Here is an 18,378-nt window from a genome sequence, read left to right as displayed (position 1 = left end):
CCCTCAGAAGTCGGTGGGGAGACCCTCGTGGACACGGGAGTGCACGGCCGGCCGGCTGTCGGGCACATAGTCCACGGTGACGGTGTGGGTGGCGTCGAGTTTCGCCGGGCGGTAGTAGTCGCTGCCCTGCCGCCAGTACCAGAACATCGGGATCAGCCCGACGGCGAGGCCGCCGATGCCGATCGCGATCGCCGGAGCGCTCAACTCGCCCAGCGACTCGACGAAGATCCAGAACATGAAGAGCGCACCGCACAGCGGCCACACCCCGCCGAGGAGGAAGTTCGCCGGGGACTTCAGCAGGATCTTGCGGTACGCGACGACGACCGCGAGGCCCGCGAGACCGTAGTAGACGGCGATCTGCAGACCGATCGCCGAGATGGCGTGGCCCAGGATGTCGCCGACCGTGCCGAGCGCGTTGGAGGCGATGATCATCAGCAGTGCCACCGCGCCCACCACGGCGATCGCCACCCAGGGCGTGTTCCAGGTGCGGTGCACCCGGCCCAGCGCGGACGGCATCGTACCGTCGCGGCCCATCGCGAACAGCGACCGCGTCACCTGGAGCAGCGTGGTCTCCAGCGTGGCGATGGTGGACAGCATCACCGCGATGATCAGCAGCTTGCCGCCCCAGCCGGGCCAGATCTCATCGCCCAGCAGGGCAAGGACGTTGGCGTCGTTGTCCTGTATCTGCCGCGCGGACAGCAGGACGTTCACCGCGATGGTGAACACCTCGAAGAGCAGGAAGACGATGCCGACTCCGATGAGCCCGGCGAGTCCTGTCGTACGACGGCTGTTGCGGGTCTCCTCGCTGAGGTTGCTGGTGACGTCCCAGCCCCAGTAGTAGAACGCGGCGATCAGCGCACCCGACGCGAAGCCCGACACGCCGTCGAAGTGGCCGAAGCCGAGCCACGACCAGTCGAAGGCGCGCGCATGGCCGGAGTGGAAGAGGGCGAGCACCACGAAGAGCGCCAGGATGACGAGTTCGACGCCGGACATGACCAGCTGCGCGCGGACGGTGAGCCGGGCGCCACCGAGCACCACGAACAGCATGAGCAGGAACCAGGCGGCCCCGACCAGCGTCGACAGCAGGGTGTCGTCGGCGAGTTGCTCGTCGAAGAGCGCGAGCGTCATCGAACCGGCGGGCAGCGAACCGGCCACCATGAAGATGGTCGCCGAGATCACCAGCGCCCAGCCGCTGATGAAGCCGAGAAAGGGGTGCAGCGTCCGCCCCACCCAGGAGTAACTGGCGCCCGCGTTCACATCGATACGACCGAGATAGCTGAACGCCAGCGCGATGCCCAGCATCGGTATCGCGCAGTACAGCAGGGCCGCGGGACTCGCCACCCCCACCGTACCGACCAGGACCGCGGTGGTCGCGGCGAGGGAGTACGCCGGTGCGCTGCCCGCGACCGCCATCACCACGGTGTCGAACGTGCTGAGGGCATTGGCCTGGAGGCCTCTGCCCCTGCTGTTGCTCATCGTTGTGCTGCTTTCGGTCGTACACGGCGCCGCGGCGTGCCGCGGCGCCGTAAGGGTGGGGGGTGAACCCGCTGCGAACCGGGGAGGGTTGGCCTCGCGGCACGGGCGGCACAGGGTGGCGCCGGACACCGTCTGCGGTGCGTCGGCAGACGGTTACGCCCTGTGTGCACGTGATGATAGCCCCACTCGACGACCGCTCAAGATGCGTGTCTGAATCGGTATTCGGGCTCGTTCAGCGTCCGTCCGGCAAGACGGCCTCAGTCTCCGATCCGGTCGATCTGCCGCAGTTTGTTGGTGGCGTCCAGGGCGGCCACCTTGTACGACTCTGCGAGCGTCGGGTAGTTGAACACCGCGTCGACGAGATAGTCGACCGTGCCGCCGCAGCCCATGACGGACTGTCCGATGTGAATCAGCTCGGTGGCTCCGGCTCCGAAGCAGTGCACGCCCAGCAGCGACCGGTCCTCGGGGGAGACCAGCAGCTTCAGCATGCCGTGCGAGTCGCCGACGATCTGCCCGCGGGCCAGCTCCCGGTACCGGGCGACACCGACCTCGAACGGCACGGAGTCCTCGGTGAGCTGGTCCTCGGTCCGCCCGACGAAGCTGATCTCCGGGATGGTGTAGATGCCGATCGGCTGGAGGTTGTGCATCCGGCCCACGGGCTCCCCGCACGCGTGATACGCGGCCGCGCGCCCCTGCTCCATCGACGTGGCGGCGAGCGCCGGGAAGCCGATGACGTCGCCGACGGCGTAGATGTGCGGTACTTCGGTGCGGTAGTGCTCGTCGACCTTGATCCGACCGCGCGGGTCGGCGGACAGACCCGCCTTGTCGAGGTCGAGTTCATCGGTGAGGCCCTGCCGGCCGGCCGAGTACATCACGGTGTCGGCGGGGATCTTCTTGCCGCTCTCCAGAATGGTCAGCGTGCCGCGCGGATGCCGCTCCACGGCGGCGACGGTCTCGCCGAAGCGGAACGTGACCGCGACGTCCCGCAGGTGGTACTTGAGGGACTCGATGATCTCGACGTCGCACATGTCGAGCATGCCGGCGCGCTTCTCGACCACGGTGACCTTGCTGCCCAGCGCGGCGAACATGGAGGCGTACTCCATGCCGATGACTCCCGCGCCGACGATGACCATGGAACGCGGGACGCGTTCGAGGGTGAGGACGTTGTCCGAGTCCATGATCGTCTGTCCGTCGAACTCGACGCTGTCCGGCCGGGCGGGCCGGGTGCCGGTCGCGATGACGATGTGCTCCGCGCTGATCAGCCGCTCCTGGCCGGTGACTTCGCGCAGGGCGACGGTGTGGTCGTCGACGAAGTGACCGGTCCCGGCATACAGGGCTATGTGGTTGCGGGTCAGCTGGCTGCGGATGACATCGACCTCGCGGCTGACCACGTGCTGGGTGCGGGCGGTGAGGTCGGCGACGGTGATGTCCTCCTTCAGCCGGTAGCTCTGCCCGTAGAGATCGCGCTGAGTGAGCCCGGTGAGGTAGAGCACCGCCTCGCGCATGGTCTTGGAGGGAATGGTTCCGGTGTGGATGGAGACCCCGCCGACCATGTCGGGGCGGTCGACGACGGCGACCCGGCGGCCGAGTTTGGCCGCGGCTATGGCGGCCTTCTGGCCACCCGGGCCGGATCCGATGACAAGCATGTCGAAGTCGGGCACCTCCGGAGTCTGTCAGCCCGAAGACCTCTCGCGAAAGGGCGAACGGGTAACCACCTCGTCCGGCAGGGGCTGCCGGAAGTCCCTGAGGACCGCTCGCAGTTGCGTCCGGCGCTGCGACAAGTGACGCCGCGGCGCGATAATGCCCTCATGGGCCATCGACTCGGTGACGCGAGCGCACCCGCCCGGCTGGCCGGCCCCGACGAGGGCATCGGCCGGGACGAGCTGGCCCTCGCCACCCGCAACCACGGTCTGCCGCTCGAGGCGCTGCGCTACGACATCACCCCGCCGGGCCTGCACTACGTCCTCACCCACTACGACATCCCGTACGTCCCCGAGGACGAGCCCTGGACGCTGACCATCGGCGGCCTGGTCCGCCGCCCGCTGCGGCTCGACCTCGCCGCGCTACGGGCGTATCCCCAGGTCACCGTGCGTGTCACGCTGGAGTGCGCGGGCAACGGCCGGGCCCTGCTGTCACCCCGGCCGGTGAGCCAGCCCTGGCTGGTCGAGGCGGTCGGCACCGCTGACTGGACCGGCGTACCCCTGCGTGTGCTGCTCGCCGAGGCGTCGGTCGCCCCCGACGCCGTCGACGTGGTCTTCACCGGCGCCGACCACGGAGTGGAGCGCGGGGTCGAGCAGGACTACCGGCGTGCGCTGCCCGTGGACGTGGCGACGGGCGCCGAGCCCGAGGTGCTGGTGGCGTACGCGATGAACGGCGCCCCGCTGCCGCCGCAGCACGGCAGCCCGCTGCGCCTGCTCGTCCCCGGCTGGTACGGGATGGCGCACGTGAAGTGGCTGCGCGAGATCACCACCGTCGACACGGCGTTCACCGGCTTCCAGCAGGCCGTCGCCTACCGGCTCAGGCAGCACCCCCAGGACGAGGGCGAGCCGGTCAGCCGTATCGCACCGCGCGCCCTGCTGGTCCCGCCCGGCTTCCCGGACTTCATGTCCAGGACCCGCATCGTCCGGCCGGGCCCGGTGACCATCGACGGACGCGCCTGGTCCGGGCAGGCACCGGTGACCCGGGCCGAGGTCAGCACCGACGCCGGACGCACCTGGCACGCGGCGGAGCTGGCCCCGGACGCCGGGCACCGCTGGGCGTGGCGCCGGTGGCGCTTCACCTGGACGGCGACGCCCGGTGAGCATGTGCTCAGCGCGCGGGCCACCGACGCCGAGGGCCACACCCAGCCCCTCGACGCGCTCTGGAACCGCGGAGGCTTCGCCAACAACCTCGTCCAGCGGGTGCCGGTGCTGTGCGTAGAGGCGGAGGGGCCCTGAGCGGCTCGGCGGCGCCCCAAAGGGGCGTGGGGAACTGCGCGACCAGCCACGACGGTGCCACAGTGAACAGACCACCCATCGCGACGAGCCACGACGGCGCCGCAGCGAGCAGACGACCCTTCGCGGCAAACCCGGCGGAGCGCTACGGCAGCATCTTGTCGAGCGCCGCGGGCCCTTCCTTCGACAGCTTGCGCTTCGCCCATTCCAGATTGTGCGGCGTGATGTCCTTGCCTGACGCAAGGACCAGGTCCTCCGGCGACACATCGGTGCCGGTACGGGCGTGGAGCAGGTCGTCCGGGGTGGCGCGGTCCTCGGACGGCCCCGACGCTGACTGTGACGTCGTCATGATCTCTGCTCCTCGGGTCCGGAACGCTGCTACGGGCCCCGGTGCATTCATCGGGTCCACTATCACCATTCATCGCGGCGGCCCGCCGTGCATCCTGAGGCGCCGGCGGATGTGACGCGAGGGGCCCGGAGCAGCCCGTGTGACGCCCGGTGCGCGGACCCTAGAACGGCGTCAGGGTCAGCCGCAGCCCCGTGGGCGCCGTGTCCTGGATGTACGACGCGAAGTCGGCCACGTCGTCGAAGGCGAAGCCGTACGCCTTGCCGTCCTCGGTCGCCGCGTGCATCGCCTTGGCGTAGTGGTTGGTGAGGCCGGTCCCGTAGAAGGCCGCGGGATCGGTCACCGGCTGGGCCGCGCTGCTGACCAGTGTCGAGCGGTTGAACCCGGCGCCGAGCACGGCGGCGACGGGACCGGTCGTGCCGTCGTTGGGCGCGGCGAGCGTGCCGTCGCAGAAGAGCACGTCCCGGGTCGACGGCTTGGCGAAGGAGACCGCTGCGGGCCCCTCGAAGACGAGCTGGTCGCCGCGCACCCGCCCGGTGAAGGTGCCCGCGTTGGTGGTGACCTCGAGGTCCCGGCCGGTGTACGTGCTCCACACCTCGTCGATGTACGGAGCGAGGTAGTCGTCCGCGAACAGGCCCGCGTCCAGACCGTGACCGGGCGCGATCACACGCGTGTCGTCCACGACGAGGGACCCGAAGCCCTCGGCCGCCCGCACGGCGGCGAACGCGGCCGCACGGCCTCCGTCGCGCAGCGTGCCGGTCGTCTGGTCCTTGGCGCCGGTCAGCCGGATGCTCAGCGGCACGCTGAACATGTCGACCATGGTCGTGTTGCAGAACATGCCCGCCGAGTTGTACGTGAACTCGGCACAGTCGTGCAGCACCGCGTAGTTGGCGTCCGACTCGACCCAGCCGGCCGGGTACTGGAGCGCGGCGTTGCCGTTTCCGTCCGTGACCGCCTTGAACTTGAGCTTCTCGCCCAGGGACACATAGATACGGCCCGACATGTACGGCAGGTTCAGCTTGGTCTCGCCGCTGCCGGCCAGGCTGATCGCGTAGTCGGTGATGCCGTCGGCGCCGTTGTCCGATACGGCGATCGGGGCGAGGGCGCCGTCGGGCGTGACGCGCACCTGCCTGCCGTCCTGGTTGCCCACGATGTAGACGTGGACGGAGGCGTTGTCGAAGGACCCGCTGTCGTTGACGAGCGTCAGCGGGAGGGCGCCGTCGGCCGCCTTCGTGGAGTTGCCGGCAAGGGCGTGGGGGGCGAGCGCGGCGACGCCGGGCGCGGCAACCGCCGCCCCCGCGAGGGCGACGAGGAACCTGCGGCGGCCGAGGGTGCGCTGGTGACGGGGTGTCATGTGGGGCTGTCTCCCGTGCTAGTCGATATGGACCTGAGAGCGCTCTCAGTGACATCCCTTCTACCTGGGCCCACTTGAGTAGGTCGATGGGCGGCGCGATCACTTAACTCGCCGATAAGGCGCGCTTAAGCGGCCTCGTGGTGGACGCGGCGGCGGCCGGAAAAACGATCGACGAGTGCGGCACGGCTCTCGTACTGTGTGACGCCACGCCCCGAGACGGCCGGAAGGAGGCGAGTGCCGTGCAGATCGCCCGTACCACCCAGCGCTCCCTTTCCGTTGCCGCGGCGTGCTTCGTCTGACCGACCGGGAGCGCTCCCCGCAGCATGCATCCCGGAGGATTCAGTGACCGACCTGGTCATTCGTACGCTCGACGAGAGCGACGCCCATCTTTTCGACGCGGCCCCGGACCCGCTGGGCGCCCGCGAGGCACACCGGCTCACCCGCCATCGTCCCGACTGGAAGCGGGTGGCGCTGCGTGACGGCACGGTCGTCGCCCGCGCGGCCTGGTGGGGCGGCCCCGACGACACCGAGCCCGTCAACATCAACTGGTTCGACGTGGCCGACGGCGAGGAGGAAGCCGGAGCCGAGCTTCTGCGGACAGCGCCCTGGCACGTCGAGGAACTCGAGCTGAACCTGCCCGGCGGCTGGCGCGACACGCCGGAACTGCGCTCGGCCGCCGAGGCCCGCTTCACGGCCGCACGAGCCGCCGGATTCGAGCTGCTGGTGGAACGCTTCCTGTACCGGTGGACTCCCGAGTGCGGGTTGCCCGAGCGTCTGGGCCGTCTGGTCTTCGGGCCCGAGCCGGACGACGCCGTGTTCCACGACGCGCTGCGTCGCATCCACTCCGTCACCCTCGACGCCCATTCCCGTGCCGCCACCGACGCAGGCGGCGTCGACCAGGCGGCTCAGGAGGAACTCGACTTCTTCCACTGGTGCCCCTCGCCCCGGGAGTGGTGGCAGGTGGCACGCACGCGTGCCGGTGAGCCGGTCGGCATCCACGTCCCGCTGCACAACCCGTCCGGCCCCTGCGTCGGTTTCGTCGGCGTCCTGCCGGAGCAGCGCGGACACGGCTACGCCTACGACCTGCTCGTCGAGTGCACCCGCTTCCTCGTCGAACAGGGCGCCGAGTTCGTCACGGGCGCCACGGACCAGGGGAACTTCCCCATGGCCGCGCACTTCGCCAAGGCCGGGTATCCGGTGGTGCGGGAGCGCATCAACTTCGTGGCGGCGCGGACGTAGGACCGGGTGAGCGGAGGCCCGGTTGTCAGTGCCGGGGGCGCGGGACCGTATCGATGTGCGGCTCCGCCGCGTGGGCGCGACCAGCCACGACGGACCCGCAGATGACGCACCGGGCCGCCGGCGGAGCGCCTATGGCAGCTTCGCCTCCGCCGTCGCCAGGATCTCCGTGACCCGCAGGCCGAACGCGGCGTCGCACGGGTGTGACTCTCCGGTGCGGGCGGCCGTCAGCAGGGCGTCGGCGGCCCGCACCAGCGCCGTCACCGCTCCCTCGGAGCCCTCCGGCAGCAGGGTCACTCCGGCCTCGCCCCGGAGCTCGACTTCGGTCCCGGCCGCCGCGGGCGGCGCCGTGAGGCTCAGCGTCAGCGTGCTCGACGCGCCGCCGGTGTGATCGAGGACCAGATGCGTCGTGTCCCCGGGACCTGGCGCCGCGGCCGCCACCCGCCGTACGTCGCCCAGCACCGGCAGCAGGACGGACAGGGCATGCGGGCCCACGTCCCACAGCGCGCCCTTCTCCCGCCGCCACGGCGTGGCGAACGGGCTGTCACCGGTGAACACCGAACCCAGCCACTGCGCCCGGGCCGTGAACCAGCCGCCTCGCCCCGCCTGTTCGGTGATCCACGCCTCCGTCAGGGTCTGGAACCGGGTGGTGAAGAAGACCACCGAGGCGACACCGGCCTCCCGCACGGCCTCGACGACGGCCTGTCCCTCCTGGACCGTCGGGGCGAGCGGCTTGTCCAGCAGCAGATGGCACCCGGCCCGCGCGGCACGCGCCGCGAGCCCCGCCTGGATGGCCGGAGGCAGGGCGACGGCGACGGCGTCCACGTCGGCGAGAAGGGCGTCGACGTCGTCGTACGCCCGTGTTCCGTGCCGGTCGGCGAGTTCCTTGGCGGCCTCCGTACGGCGGCCCCACACACCGGTGAATTCCAGGTCCGGGTGCTCGCTCAGGGCGGGTGCGTGAGCCATCTGTGCCCAGGGGCCGGTACCGAGGAGTCCAATGCGCATGCCGTCGCCTTTCGCGATGCCGAGCCGAGTGCCGCGAGCCTCGCACACGGACCGGGCCGTCCGGCAACCCGGTTTACGCAAAGACGCACGCGAGCGGGGATTGAGTCGTCCGCGTGCTGAATCCGTTCTCTTTCTTCTATTGGACTGCTGGCGGCAGGCCAGCGAGGCTGAGGGATGACTCTCCACGACAGTCGAAAGAGGTCACGACGACATGCACACTCGCCGCATCGGTGACGTCGACGTCAGCGCGATCGGCCTGGGCGGTATGCCCATGTCGATCGAGGGGCGACCGGACGAGGCCCGGTCCCTCGCGACCATCCACGCCGCGCTCGACGCCGGCGTGACGCTGATCGACACGGCGGACGCCTACCACCTGCACGCCGACGAAGTCGGCCACAACGAGACCCTCATCGCCAAGGCCCTCGCCTCCCACGACCGGGGAGCGGATGTCCTGGTCGCCACCAAGGGCGGCCATCTGCGCCCCGGCGACGGCAGCTGGACCCTGAACGGCAGCCCCGAGTACATCAAGCAGGCCTGCGAGGCGTCCCTGCGCAGGCTCGGGGTGGAGGCCATCGGGCTCTACCAGTTCCACCGCCCCGACCCGCGCGTGCCCTACGCCGAGTCCGTCGGCGCGGTACGCGATCTGCTCGACGAGGGCAAGATCCGTATGGCGGGGATCTCCAACGCGAACCCGGACCAGATCAAGGAGGCGGGTGAGATCCTCGGCGGCCGGCTGGTCTCGGTGCAGAACCAGTTCTCCCCGGCCTTCCGCTCCAGCGAGCCCGAGCTGCGCCTGTGCGACGAACTCGGCATCGCGTTCCTGCCTTGGAGCCCGCTCGGCGGCATCACCCGCTCCGGTGAACTCGGCTCGGTCCACGCGCCGTTCGCCCGCATCGCCGAGACCCACGGCGTGAGCCCGCAGCGGGTGTGCCTGGCCTGGATGCTCGCCAAGTCGCCGGTCGTCATCCCGATTCCGGGGGCGAGCCGCCCGGAGACGATCCGAGACTCCAGCGCCGCGCCGGACCTCGTGCTCACTCCCGAGGAGCTCACCGAGCTGGACGCCGGCTGAGCCGACGTCAGCCGGCCCGCTCCAGCCCCAGCCACGTCGTGAGCGCCCACCACCAGTGCACGGCGCTCAAGGGGTTGGAGCGGCTCTCCGGCGGCAGGTCGGTCAGCGACTCCCCGGTGATCTTCTGGAGCCGGCCGAGCCGGTAGCGGACGGTGTTGGGGTGGGTGAACAGCATCGCCGCGGTCTGGTCGAGACGACGGCCGTTGTCGAGGAACGTCAGCGCGGTCAGGGCGAGTTGCCGGTGAAAGGCGTCCGACGGATCGAGGGCGCCCAGGAGCCGGTCGCTGAGGTACGAGCCCAGCAGCGGCTGGTCCGACAGCGCTATCTCGGCCGCGAAGTCGGTGACGTCGTACAGCCCCAGCCGCCCCTGCCGCCCCCCGATCTCCAGCGCGCGGACGCAGAGCCGGTACGCCCGGCGGAGTTCCTCCAGCGGCACCGCCGGTGAGACCACGACCAGCGCGGCATCACCCACCTCCTCGCCGGTGGGCCTGCGCGGACACAGCCCGGCGAGCCTTCCCTCCACCGGCCCGAAGACGCCCCGCAGGCGGACCGGGCGGGTGGAGGCGTCCGAGACGACCAGGTGGCGCCTGGCATCCGGTCTCAGACCCACCCGCGCCAACTCCTCGGCCGACGGCGCTACCTCGCCCGTCAGCAACCGGCGCAGCAGTCTCGTCCTCAGCTCGCCCACGCCGTGCGGGGCGCCACGCTCCGCCGCGCGGTACCCGTTGATCACCTGCCGTTCGACCGCGTCGCCGTACTCCTTCAGCCGCAGTACGAGAGCGAGCAGCGCGCGGTCCGGCACCCCGGCCGTCCGGCAGCGGTCCACCGTGATCTCCACCGCCCGGGTGAGCGCCGCCTGGACACCGCGCAGCACGGCCGTCATGGGAACGCCCTGCCCGGCCCGGTCGGCACCCAGCAGCAGGGCGGCGGCGAAGTCCTGGTCCTCGACATGGTCGAAGCCGCCCCGGGCGGCCGGATCGAACGTCCCGAACCAGGCGCCGGCCGCACGGATGATGGCCGTCACATGCGAGCGGGTCTCCGCCTCGGTGAGCCGGGCGACCTCGGGGGAGTGGAGCCGTGCCGCACGGACGAGTTCGCCGCACACATCCGTGTCGACGGCCAAGGCTCGCAGGACCTCTCCGACCGGCTCCCGCTCCTGGACGACCGTCATGAGCCCCTCCCTCGTCCGCTGGTCCGAGCGCTGTCGCCGGGCCACAACGAGGAGACGCCCGCGTTGACTCCCGACGACTACCGCGCTGCCGTGAAGACCTGATTCCCTGTGCGCTACCGACGGTAACAACACGCGTGTCACAGCAATACCCTGCGCGCCGCCCGCATCCCGCACGCCGTACGGAAGGCAGCTCATGGTGACCACGGAGCACACGGACAGCACGGAGCCCTCGGCCACCCCGGCCGTGATCAGCCGCCGCCGCGCCCTGACCGTCGCCGGCGGCGTGCTCGCCGGAGCGGCCCTCACACAGATGCCCGCGTTCGCGGCCACGTCCGCGAGCGCCGACGCGGACGCGATCGTCGTGGGCGGCGGGCTCGCCGGACTCGTCGCGACCGCCGAACTCGCCGCCGCCGGGCGCAAGGTGCTGCTCCTCGACCAGGAACCCGAGGCCAGTCTCGGCGGCCAGGCGTTCTGGTCCTTCGGCGGGCTGTTCTTCGTCAACTCCGACGAACAGCGGCTGATGGGCGTCAAGGACTCCCACGAGCTGGCCTGGCAGGACTGGCAGGGCACGGCCGGCTTCGACCGCGGTGTCTCCGATCCGCTCGGGCAGGACTACTGGGCCGCCAAATGGGCCGAGGCGTATGTGGACTTCGCGTCCGGCGAGAAGCGGTCCTGGCTCGCCGGCCTGGGCGTGCAGTGGTTCCCGATCGTCGGCTGGGCCGAGCGCGGCGGCGGACTCGCGGACGGGCACGGCAACTCGGTGCCCCGCTTCCATGTGACCTGGGGGACCGGTCCGGCGGTGGTCGAGCCGTTCGAGAAGAAGGTGCGGGCCGCCGTCGAGAATGGGAAGGTCACCTTCAAATTCCGGCACCGCGTCGACGACATCGTCACGACCGGCGGCGCCGTCACCGGCGTACGCGGCGCGATCCTCGAACCCAGCGACGCCGCCCGCGGCAAACCCAGCTCCCGCACCGTCGTGGGCGACTTCGAACTGCGAGCGCCCATCGTGATCGTCACCTCGGGCGGCATCGGCGCCAACCACGACCTCGTACGGCAGAACTGGCCCGCCCGGATGGGCACTCCGCCGAAGTTCATGGTCACGGGTGTGCCCGCGCATGTCGACGGACGCATGCTCGCCATCACGGAGAAGGCGGGCGGCCGCATCGTCAACCCCGACCGGATGTGGCACTACACCGAGGGCCTGCGCAACTACGACCCCATCTGGCCGGGCCACGGCATCCGCATCCTGCCGGGCCCCTCCTCGATGTGGTTCGACGCCACCGGCAAGCGGTTCAACACCCCGGACATTCCTGGGTACGACACGCTGCACACGCTCAAGTCGATCACCGAAACCGGCTACGACTACTCCTGGTTCGTCACCACCCAGAAGATCATGGCCAAGGAGTTCGCGCTGTCGGGCTCGGAGCAGAATCCCGACCTCACCAACAAGAACGTCTGGCAGCTGCTGTCCCGGATCTGGCAGACCCCCGAGCCGATCGAGAAGTTCAAGAACAACGGGGCCGACTTCGTCGTCGCCACCACGCTGCCCGAACTGGTCGCCGGCATGAACAAGTTGACCGGTGACGACCTGATCGACCTGGCCGGTCTGAAACGTCAGATCGAGGCACGGGACCGGGAGATCGACAACCCGTACACCAAGGACGTCCAGGTCATGGGCATCCGCAACGCCCTCGCCTACCCCGGCGACACCCTCAGCCGTACCGCCTCGGCCCACAAGATCCTGGACTCGAGCGCCGGACCGCTGATCGCCGTACGCCTCAACATCCTCACCCGCAAGACGCTCGGCGGGCTCCAGACCGACCTCTCCGGCCGCGTCCTGGACGGGACCGGAACCCCGATCCCAGGGCTCTACGCGGCCGGTGAGGTCTCGGGTTTCGGCGGCGGCGGTGTCCACGGCTACCGCTCCCTGGAAGGCACCTTCCTCGGCGGCTGCCTGTTCTCCGGCCGCCAGGCGGGGCGCGCCGCGGCCGCCGCGAGCTGAACTCTTGAGAGTCGCTCCAGGCCCTGAGCCGAACCGTCGGCTCAGGGTCGCCCCACACATGAGCTGTGTATAGGCTGACCGTGCAGCTGGTTCGCCCTGCCCGCCAGGCAGACGCGTCGCAAGAGGGAACCCGGTGGGAATCCGGGACTGCCCCGCAGCGGTGAGTGGGAACGACCGCCGTCATACGCACTGGATCCGGAGCGCCGGACCCGGGAAGCGACGGCCAGTAGGTGTCTCGTACGACATGAGACGCGCCCGCGAGTCCGAAGACCTGCCACTGCCCGTGCGCGGCTCCCCGTGCGCGGAGACTCGGTGACCTCGAGGGCGGGTCGGCGCACACCAGGCGGGACGGGCACACGCACAGCTGCCCCCGCCGGATCTGCTGCTCCTTCGCGTCCACGACCGGTCTCCGGGTCGTGTGTCATCCCACAGCTCGCGAAGGAGAGTCTCGTGACAGCGAAGTCCGCAGCCGCGGCAGCAGGGGCCACCGCCTACGGCTACCCCCGCCAGGGCCCGAACCGGGAACTGAAGAGGGCGATCGAGGGCTACTGGAAGGGCCGCGCCACCGCCGCCGAGCTCCGGCGGACCGCCGCCGAGCTCCGCCGCTCGACCTGGCGGCAGCTGGCCGAGGCCGGCCTGACCGAGGTGCCCACCGGCGACTTCTCGTACTACGACCACGTCCTGGACACCACCGTCATGGTCGGCGCCATCCCCGCCCGGCACCGCGCCGCCGTCGAGAAGGACGCCCTGGACGGCTACTTCGCCATGGCGCGCGGCACCCAGGACGTGGCGCCGCTGGAAATGACGAAGTGGTTCGACACCAACTACCACTACCTCGTACCCGAGTTGGGCCCGGACACGGAGTTCACCGCCGAGACCGCCAAGCAGGTCGGCGAACTGAAGGAGGCCCTCGCGCTCGGACTGGCCGCGCGGCCGGTGCTCGTCGGCCCGGTCACCTACCTGCTCCTCGCCAAGCCCGCCCCCGGCGCACCGGCCGACTTCCAGCCGCTGACCCTGCTGGACCGGCTGCTGCCGGTGTACGCGGAGGTCCTCGCCGATCTCCGGGCGGCGGGCGCCGAGTGGATCCAGCTGGACGAGCCCGCCCTGGTCCAGGACCGCACCCCGGCCGAACTGAACGCCGCCGCCCGCGCCTACCGCGACCTCGGCTCCCTCACCGACCGGCCGAAGCTGCTGCTCGCGTCGTACTTCGACCGGCTCGGCGAGGCGCTGCCCGTGCTGGCGAAGGCACCGGTCGACGGGCTCGCCCTGGACTTCACCGGGCCCGCGGCCGCCAACCTCGACGATCTCGCCGCGGTCGGCGGCCTGCCCGGCAAGCGGCTGGTCGCCGGCGTGGTGGACGGCCGCAACATCTGGATCAACGATCTGGGCAAGTCCCTGTCCACCCTCGCCACCCTGCTCGGCCTGGCCGGCCGCGTCGACGTCGCCCCGTCCTGCTCGCTGCTGCACGTCCCGCTCGACGCCGACGCCGAACGCGAGATCGAACCGCAGATCGCCCGCTGGCTCGCCTTCGCCCGGCAGAAGACCGCCGAGACCGTCACCCTGGCCCGCGGCCTCGCCCAGGGCACCGACCGGATCGCCGCCGAACTCGCCGCCAACCGGGCCGACCTGGCGTCCCGGGCGGGCTCGCCCATCACACGGAACCCGGCTGTGCGGGCCCGCGCGGCCGCGGTCACCGCCACCGACGCCCGCCGCTCACTGCCGTACGCCGAGCGTACGGTCGCCCAGCGCGCCCACCTGAACCTGCCGCCCCTGCCCACGACCACCATCGGCTCCTTCCCGCAGACCGGCGAACTGCGCACCGCCCGGGCCGACCTCACTGCCGGACGCATCGACCGGGAGACGTACGAGCGCCGCATCGAGGAGGAGATCCGCGACGTGATCTCCTTCCAGGAGCAGACCGGCATCGACGTCCTGGTGCACGGCGAGCCCGAACGCAACGACATGGTCCAGTACTTCGCCGAACAGCTCACCGGCTACCTCGCCACCCGGCACGGCTGGGTCCAGTCCTACGGCACCCGCTATGTCCGCCCGCCGGTCCTGGCCGGCGACATCTCCCGTCCCGAACCGATGACGGTGCGCTGGACGACGTACGCCCAGTCCCTGACCTCCAAGCCGGTCAAGGGCATGCTCACCGGGCCGGTCACCATGCTCGCCTGGTCCTTCGTCCGCGACGACCAGCCCCTCGCGGAGACCGCCCGGCAGGTGGCCCTCGCCCTGCGCGACGAGGTGAACGACCTGGAGGCGGCCGGGACTTCGGTGATCCAGGTGGACGAACCCGCCCTGCGCGAGACGCTGCCGTTGCGTGCCGAGGATCACCCCGCCTACCTGGCCTGGGCCACCGAGGCGTTCCGCCTCACCACCGGCGGCGTGCGGCCGGACACCCAGATCCACACCCACATGTGCTACGCCGAGTTCGGCGACATCGTCCAGGCCATCGACGACCTCGACGCGGACGTCATCAGCCTGGAGGCGGCCCGTTCGCACATGCAGGTCGCCCGGGAACTGGCCGCGCACGGCTATCCGCGCGAGGCCGGACCCGGCGTGTACGACATCCACTCCCCGCGCGTGCCGAGCACCGAGGAGGCCGCCGAACTCCTGCGCACCGGCCTGAAGGCGATCCCCGCCGAACGGCTGTGGGTCAACCCCGACTGCGGTCTGAAGACCCGCGGCTGGCCCGAGGTCAGGGCCTCGCTTCAGAACCTGGTGGCGGCGGCCCGCGAGGTGCGGTCGGCGCCATGACATGATCCGGGCCGGGGCGCCGCGCCCCGGCCCGGTCACGGCGGTACCCGCGATGTCCTTCATCTGGGGTCGAGTTCGCCGGTGGGGTGGTCGCGGTGGAAGCCAGGTCCCTAGGATGGACTCCCAGTCAGGCCAGTGAAGTTGGCGCGGCAACGAGGCCGGGGGAACGATGCACACCGACAAGCAGCTGTCCACGTCGATCGACGCCGACGTACCGACGGCCGCCCGGATGTACGACCATTATCTGGGCGGCAAGGACAACTACGCCGCCGACCGCGCGGCCTGCGAAGAACTCGACAAGGTAGTGCCCAGCACCCGTCGGCTCGCCGTCAACAACCGGCGCTTCCTCCAGCGCGTCGTACGGACGCTGGCCGAGGAGCACGGAATCCGCCAGTTCCTGGACCACGGATCCGGCCTGCCCACCCAGGACAACGTGCACCAGGTCGCCCAGCGCGTGGACCCCGACTCCCACGTGGTCTACGTCGACAACGACCCCATGGTGCTGGTCCACGGCCGGGCACTGCTGGAGCAGGACGAGCGCACCACCGTCATCCACGCGGACATGCGTGAGACCGACGCCATCTTCGCCCACCCCGACACCCAGCGTCTGATCGACTTCTCCCAGCCGGTCGCCGTGCTCTTCAACTCGGTGATGCACTGCATCCCGGACAGTGACACGGACGGCCCGCTCGCCGTGGCCCGCCGCGTGGCCGCGCGACTGGCGCCCGGCAGCTTCCTGGTCATGTGCCAGCTGGTCAGCGAGGACCCCGAAGTGCGGGCCTTCGTCACCGACTTCATGGACAAGGCGACCCAGGGCCATTGGGGCCGGGTGCGCCAGGAGCAGGATGTGGCCGCACTGTTCGAGGGCCTGGAGATCCTTGAGCCGGGTCTCGTGGAGGTGTCCACCTGGCGGCCCGACTCCGAGGTGGCACCCCGTCAGCTCACCCACGAATGGATCGAGTTCGGCGGCGTCGGCCGCCTCCCCTGACGTCGATCAGTCACCGGACCGGTCCAGCGGCCGGTCCGGTCAGGCCTTGGGGTAGCGCTGCTCCATCGTCTTCCGCAGCAACTCCAGTGAGGCCCGGGGCGTGAGCGCCTCGTCGGCCAGCCGGTCCAGGGCGAGCCGGTACTCCTCCGTCTCGTCCTGGTCCTCCAGGAAGTTGGCGCTCCTTATGTGCTCCAGGTAGACGACGTCGGGCAGATCGAGACCGCCGAAGCGGAGATACGTGATCGGGATGGCGGGCGCCGAAGCGTTCGTCACGTCCAGCGGCACGATCTGCACGGTCACGTTCGAGCGCTGAGCCATCTCGACCAGATGCGCGAGCTGCTCGCGCATGACGTCCACACTGCCCAGGACGCGCAGCAGCACCGATTCGTCGATCACCGCCCACAGCTGCGGAGCATCCGCTCCCCGCTGGAGCAGCTCCGTCCGCCGCGTGCGGAGTTCCACCCGGCGCCGTACCTCGGCCGAGGGCGCGGTCGGCAGACCCCGCCGCACCACCGCCCGGGTGTACTCCGGCGTCTGCAACAGACCCGGGACGTACTGGATCTCGAACGTACGGATCGCGGCCGCCGCCTCCTGGAGTCCCACCAGCCGGTCGAACCACTCGGGCATCAGGCGCTTGTCGTAGCGCTGCCACCAGCCCGGCTCACCGGCGCGGTGCAACAGCTTGAGCAGCACCGAGGCTTCGTAGTCGTCCGTGCCGTACAGCTCCAGCAGTGCGCGGACGTCGCTCTCGGCCGGGGGACGGCGGCCCTTGCCCGCCTCGATGCGCGAGAGCTTGGCGGGGCTGAAGCCCAGGGCCCGTGCCGCCTGGTCCTGGGCGAGTCCGGCGTCCTCACGGAAGCCCGCCAGCTGCACACCGACCAGCATTTTCAACAGAGTCGGCGCGGGCTCCGGCCGGTCGAGATAGGGTTCGAGCAGGGAGATGCGATGCGACTCGGCTGACATCCTGACTCCTGCAGACCGGCATGAGGGCGATTCACCCTATCGCACCCGATGTTCCCCTGGCATGCCTGTGGCAGCAAGGGAGTTGGCCGTCCGGGCTACAGCAGCTGGTCGAACTCGCCGTCCTTCGCGCCGGCCAGGAAGGCCGCCAACTCGGCAGCCGTGTAGACCAGTGCGGGACCGTCGGGATCGCGTGAGTTGCGCAGCGCTACGCCACCGTCGACCAGAGCGGCGATCTCCACGCAGTTGCCCTCGGCATTGCTGTGCCGGCTCTTGATCCAGCGGGCGTCCAACGAACTGGCCCGCACTCCGTTGTGTACTGGTGGCACTGAAGTCTCCTTGCTGTTCACGATCCACGCCGTGTCTGTGGCGCACCGTGTCGGTCCTACCCGCTCTGGCTCAATCCTCACGCAATTTCCCGTGCAATTGCACGAGGAGCCGTTCGTTGTGGATAATAGCTGCGGCGTCAACCCTGCATCCGGCGCCGACTTCTGATGTCGCATCGGGGAGATGCCGTGTCATCACCTGCGGACCGACCACGCCACACGTCGAGCGAGGCAACAGGCCGCGACGTGCAGCCCACGGGCGTGGCGAGCATCGCGCCCCTGATGGCGGTGGGGCGGGTGCAGTGGTGTGAGATCAAGGACTCCACCGGCTCGGCCGCCGCCATCCCGCTGCTTCTCAACAGCGTCGCCTGGGGTGACGCGGCCACCGCCCGCTCCGCGCTCGACGATCTGCGCAGGCGCATCTGCCAGTACGGATTCGTGGTGGAACAGGCGACGGCGGCCACCGTCCCCTTCCTGTGGGAGCTCGCCCAACTTCCCCATGTGACCTGCCGCGCACAGATCATCCAGCTGCTCCGGAGTATCGCCGACGCCCGCCAGTGGGAGAGCACCGCGGCCGTCTACCCGAAGCTGCTCCACCATCGCGAGAACCACGTCGTGTGGGAGCGCCAGGCCCGGCAGGCCGTACGCGCCCGCCGCGGCGACCTGCGGCACCTGATGGACGACGAGGACACCGAGATCGCCCAGGCCACGACGGAGCTGGCACGGGCCATAGGCGCCTGATCGCAGCGATC

Annotated in this window: 15 protein-coding genes and 1 riboswitch; of the genes, 7 read left to right on the top strand and 8 right to left on the bottom strand. The window is 70.5% G+C overall.

Annotated features, from left to right (window positions below):
* Positions 1 to 3: 3 nt before the first annotated feature.
* Positions 4 to 1,476, bottom strand: coding sequence for an APC family permease (locus ACIHFB_RS27445; RefSeq protein WP_365282798.1), 1,473 nt, complete (start codon positions 1,474 to 1,476; stop codon positions 4 to 6).
* A gap of 257 nt (positions 1,477 to 1,733) precedes the next feature.
* Positions 1,734 to 3,137: a Si-specific NAD(P)(+) transhydrogenase gene (sthA, locus tag ACIHFB_RS27440; RefSeq protein ID WP_365282800.1), complete on the bottom strand. Its 1,404-nt coding sequence runs from the start codon at positions 3,135 to 3,137 to the stop codon at positions 1,734 to 1,736.
* A 147-nt stretch (positions 3,138 to 3,284) separates the two neighbouring features.
* On the opposite strand from sthA, the gene ACIHFB_RS27435 reads away from it, so the two are divergent.
* Positions 3,285 to 4,412, top strand: a complete 1,128-nt coding sequence (locus tag ACIHFB_RS27435; protein ID WP_365282802.1) for a sulfite oxidase — start codon at positions 3,285 to 3,287, stop codon at positions 4,410 to 4,412.
* Positions 4,413 to 4,554: 142 nt separating this feature from the next.
* On the opposite strand, the gene ACIHFB_RS27430 is transcribed toward ACIHFB_RS27435, so the two are convergent.
* Entirely contained in the window at positions 4,555 to 4,758 is a 204-nt protein-coding gene (locus ACIHFB_RS27430) for a hypothetical protein (protein ID WP_365282804.1), read from the bottom strand.
* Positions 4,759 to 4,918: 160 nt separating this feature from the next.
* Positions 4,919 to 6,109, bottom strand: a complete 1,191-nt coding sequence (locus tag ACIHFB_RS27425) for a beta-1,3-glucanase family protein (RefSeq protein WP_365282805.1) — start codon at positions 6,107 to 6,109, stop codon at positions 4,919 to 4,921.
* Positions 6,110 to 6,451: 342 nt separating this feature from the next.
* Between ACIHFB_RS27425 and ACIHFB_RS27420 the strand changes: the two genes are divergently transcribed.
* Positions 6,452 to 7,348 carry a GNAT family N-acetyltransferase gene (locus tag ACIHFB_RS27420; RefSeq protein WP_365282807.1) on the top strand — a complete coding sequence of 299 codons (897 nt, stop codon included), beginning with the start codon at positions 6,452 to 6,454 and terminating at the stop codon, positions 7,346 to 7,348.
* Between the two features lie 129 nt (positions 7,349 to 7,477).
* Here the strand turns inward: ACIHFB_RS27420 and ACIHFB_RS27415 are convergent, their stop codons facing one another.
* Positions 7,478 to 8,350, bottom strand: a complete 873-nt coding sequence (locus tag ACIHFB_RS27415) for a Gfo/Idh/MocA family oxidoreductase (protein ID WP_365282808.1) — start codon at positions 8,348 to 8,350, stop codon at positions 7,478 to 7,480.
* 211 nt (positions 8,351 to 8,561) lie between these two features.
* On the opposite strand from ACIHFB_RS27415, the gene ACIHFB_RS27410 reads away from it, so the two are divergent.
* Positions 8,562 to 9,419, top strand: coding sequence for an aldo/keto reductase (locus ACIHFB_RS27410; protein ID WP_365282809.1), 858 nt, complete (start codon positions 8,562 to 8,564; stop codon positions 9,417 to 9,419).
* Positions 9,420 to 9,426: 7 nt separating this feature from the next.
* Here the strand turns inward: ACIHFB_RS27410 and ACIHFB_RS27405 are convergent, their stop codons facing one another.
* Positions 9,427 to 10,590, bottom strand: coding sequence for a helix-turn-helix domain-containing protein (locus ACIHFB_RS27405; RefSeq protein ID WP_365282810.1), 1,164 nt, complete (start codon positions 10,588 to 10,590; stop codon positions 9,427 to 9,429).
* Positions 10,591 to 10,783: 193 nt separating this feature from the next.
* Here ACIHFB_RS27405 and ACIHFB_RS27400 point away from each other — a divergent pair, with 193 nt between their 5' ends.
* The 3 genes from ACIHFB_RS27400 (at position 10,784) to ACIHFB_RS27390 (ending at position 16,340) form a co-directional block, all read left to right on the top strand.
* On the top strand, positions 10,784 to 12,592 hold the full coding sequence (locus tag ACIHFB_RS27400; protein ID WP_365282811.1) for an FAD-binding dehydrogenase: 1,809 nt from the start codon (positions 10,784 to 10,786) through the stop codon (positions 12,590 to 12,592).
* 70 nt (positions 12,593 to 12,662) lie between these two features.
* A riboswitch (cobalamin riboswitch) is annotated at positions 12,663 to 12,886 on the top strand.
* 156 nt (positions 12,887 to 13,042) lie between these two features.
* Positions 13,043 to 15,352 carry a 5-methyltetrahydropteroyltriglutamate--homocysteine S-methyltransferase gene (gene metE / locus ACIHFB_RS27395; protein ID WP_400128200.1) on the top strand — a complete coding sequence of 770 codons (2,310 nt, stop codon included), beginning with the start codon at positions 13,043 to 13,045 and terminating at the stop codon, positions 15,350 to 15,352.
* A gap of 169 nt (positions 15,353 to 15,521) precedes the next feature.
* The gene (locus tag ACIHFB_RS27390) at positions 15,522 to 16,340 is read left to right on the top strand and encodes an SAM-dependent methyltransferase (protein WP_400128199.1); all 819 of its coding nucleotides are present in this window, start codon (positions 15,522 to 15,524) and stop codon (positions 16,338 to 16,340) included.
* Positions 16,341 to 16,379: 39 nt separating this feature from the next.
* Here the strand turns inward: ACIHFB_RS27390 and ACIHFB_RS27385 are convergent, their stop codons facing one another.
* Complete coding sequence (locus ACIHFB_RS27385) at positions 16,380 to 17,303, bottom strand: helix-turn-helix domain-containing protein (RefSeq protein ID WP_400128198.1); 924 nt, start codon at positions 17,301 to 17,303, stop codon at positions 16,380 to 16,382.
* Positions 17,304 to 17,398: 95 nt separating this feature from the next.
* Positions 17,399 to 17,629: a DUF397 domain-containing protein gene (locus ACIHFB_RS27380; RefSeq protein ID WP_365282815.1), complete on the bottom strand. Its 231-nt coding sequence runs from the start codon at positions 17,627 to 17,629 to the stop codon at positions 17,399 to 17,401.
* Positions 17,630 to 17,908: 279 nt separating this feature from the next.
* Here ACIHFB_RS27380 and ACIHFB_RS27375 point away from each other — a divergent pair, with 279 nt between their 5' ends.
* A complete protein-coding gene (locus tag ACIHFB_RS27375) occupies positions 17,909 to 18,367 on the top strand; it encodes a hypothetical protein (protein WP_365282977.1) in 459 nt (152 codons plus the stop codon).
* Positions 18,368 to 18,378 lie beyond the last annotated feature (11 nt).

Source organism: Streptomyces sp. NPDC051963 (genome assembly GCF_044593495.1).
Classification (GTDB): domain Bacteria; phylum Actinomycetota; class Actinomycetes; order Streptomycetales; family Streptomycetaceae; genus Streptomyces.
Note: the sequence above shows the minus strand (reverse complement) of the source record. Positions and strands in the feature narration are given on the sequence as shown.

Excerpts from the sequence above, each read along its gene's own strand:
- ACIHFB_RS27385 (WP_400128198.1), bottom strand. The coding sequence starts at position 17,303 with ATGTCAGCCGAGTCGCATCGCATCTCCCTGCTCGAACCCTATCTCGAC.
- ACIHFB_RS27425 (WP_365282805.1), bottom strand. The coding sequence starts at position 6,109 with ATGACACCCCGTCACCAGCGCACCCTCGGCCGCCGCAGGTTCCTCGTC.
- ACIHFB_RS27410 (WP_365282809.1), top strand. The coding sequence starts at position 8,562 with ATGCACACTCGCCGCATCGGTGACGTCGACGTCAGCGCGATCGGCCTG.
- ACIHFB_RS27390 (WP_400128199.1), top strand. The coding sequence starts at position 15,522 with ATGCACACCGACAAGCAGCTGTCCACGTCGATCGACGCCGACGTACCG.
- ACIHFB_RS27445 (WP_365282798.1), bottom strand. The coding sequence starts at position 1,476 with ATGAGCAACAGCAGGGGCAGAGGCCTCCAGGCCAATGCCCTCAGCACG.
- ACIHFB_RS27405 (WP_365282810.1), bottom strand. The coding sequence starts at position 10,590 with ATGACGGTCGTCCAGGAGCGGGAGCCGGTCGGAGAGGTCCTGCGAGCC.
- ACIHFB_RS27400 (WP_365282811.1), top strand. The coding sequence starts at position 10,784 with ATGGTGACCACGGAGCACACGGACAGCACGGAGCCCTCGGCCACCCCG.
- ACIHFB_RS27430 (WP_365282804.1), bottom strand. The coding sequence starts at position 4,758 with ATGACGACGTCACAGTCAGCGTCGGGGCCGTCCGAGGACCGCGCCACC.
- ACIHFB_RS27375 (WP_365282977.1), top strand. The coding sequence starts at position 17,909 with ATGGCGGTGGGGCGGGTGCAGTGGTGTGAGATCAAGGACTCCACCGGC.
- ACIHFB_RS27415 (WP_365282808.1), bottom strand. The coding sequence starts at position 8,350 with ATGCGCATTGGACTCCTCGGTACCGGCCCCTGGGCACAGATGGCTCAC.
- ACIHFB_RS27435 (WP_365282802.1), top strand. The coding sequence starts at position 3,285 with ATGGGCCATCGACTCGGTGACGCGAGCGCACCCGCCCGGCTGGCCGGC.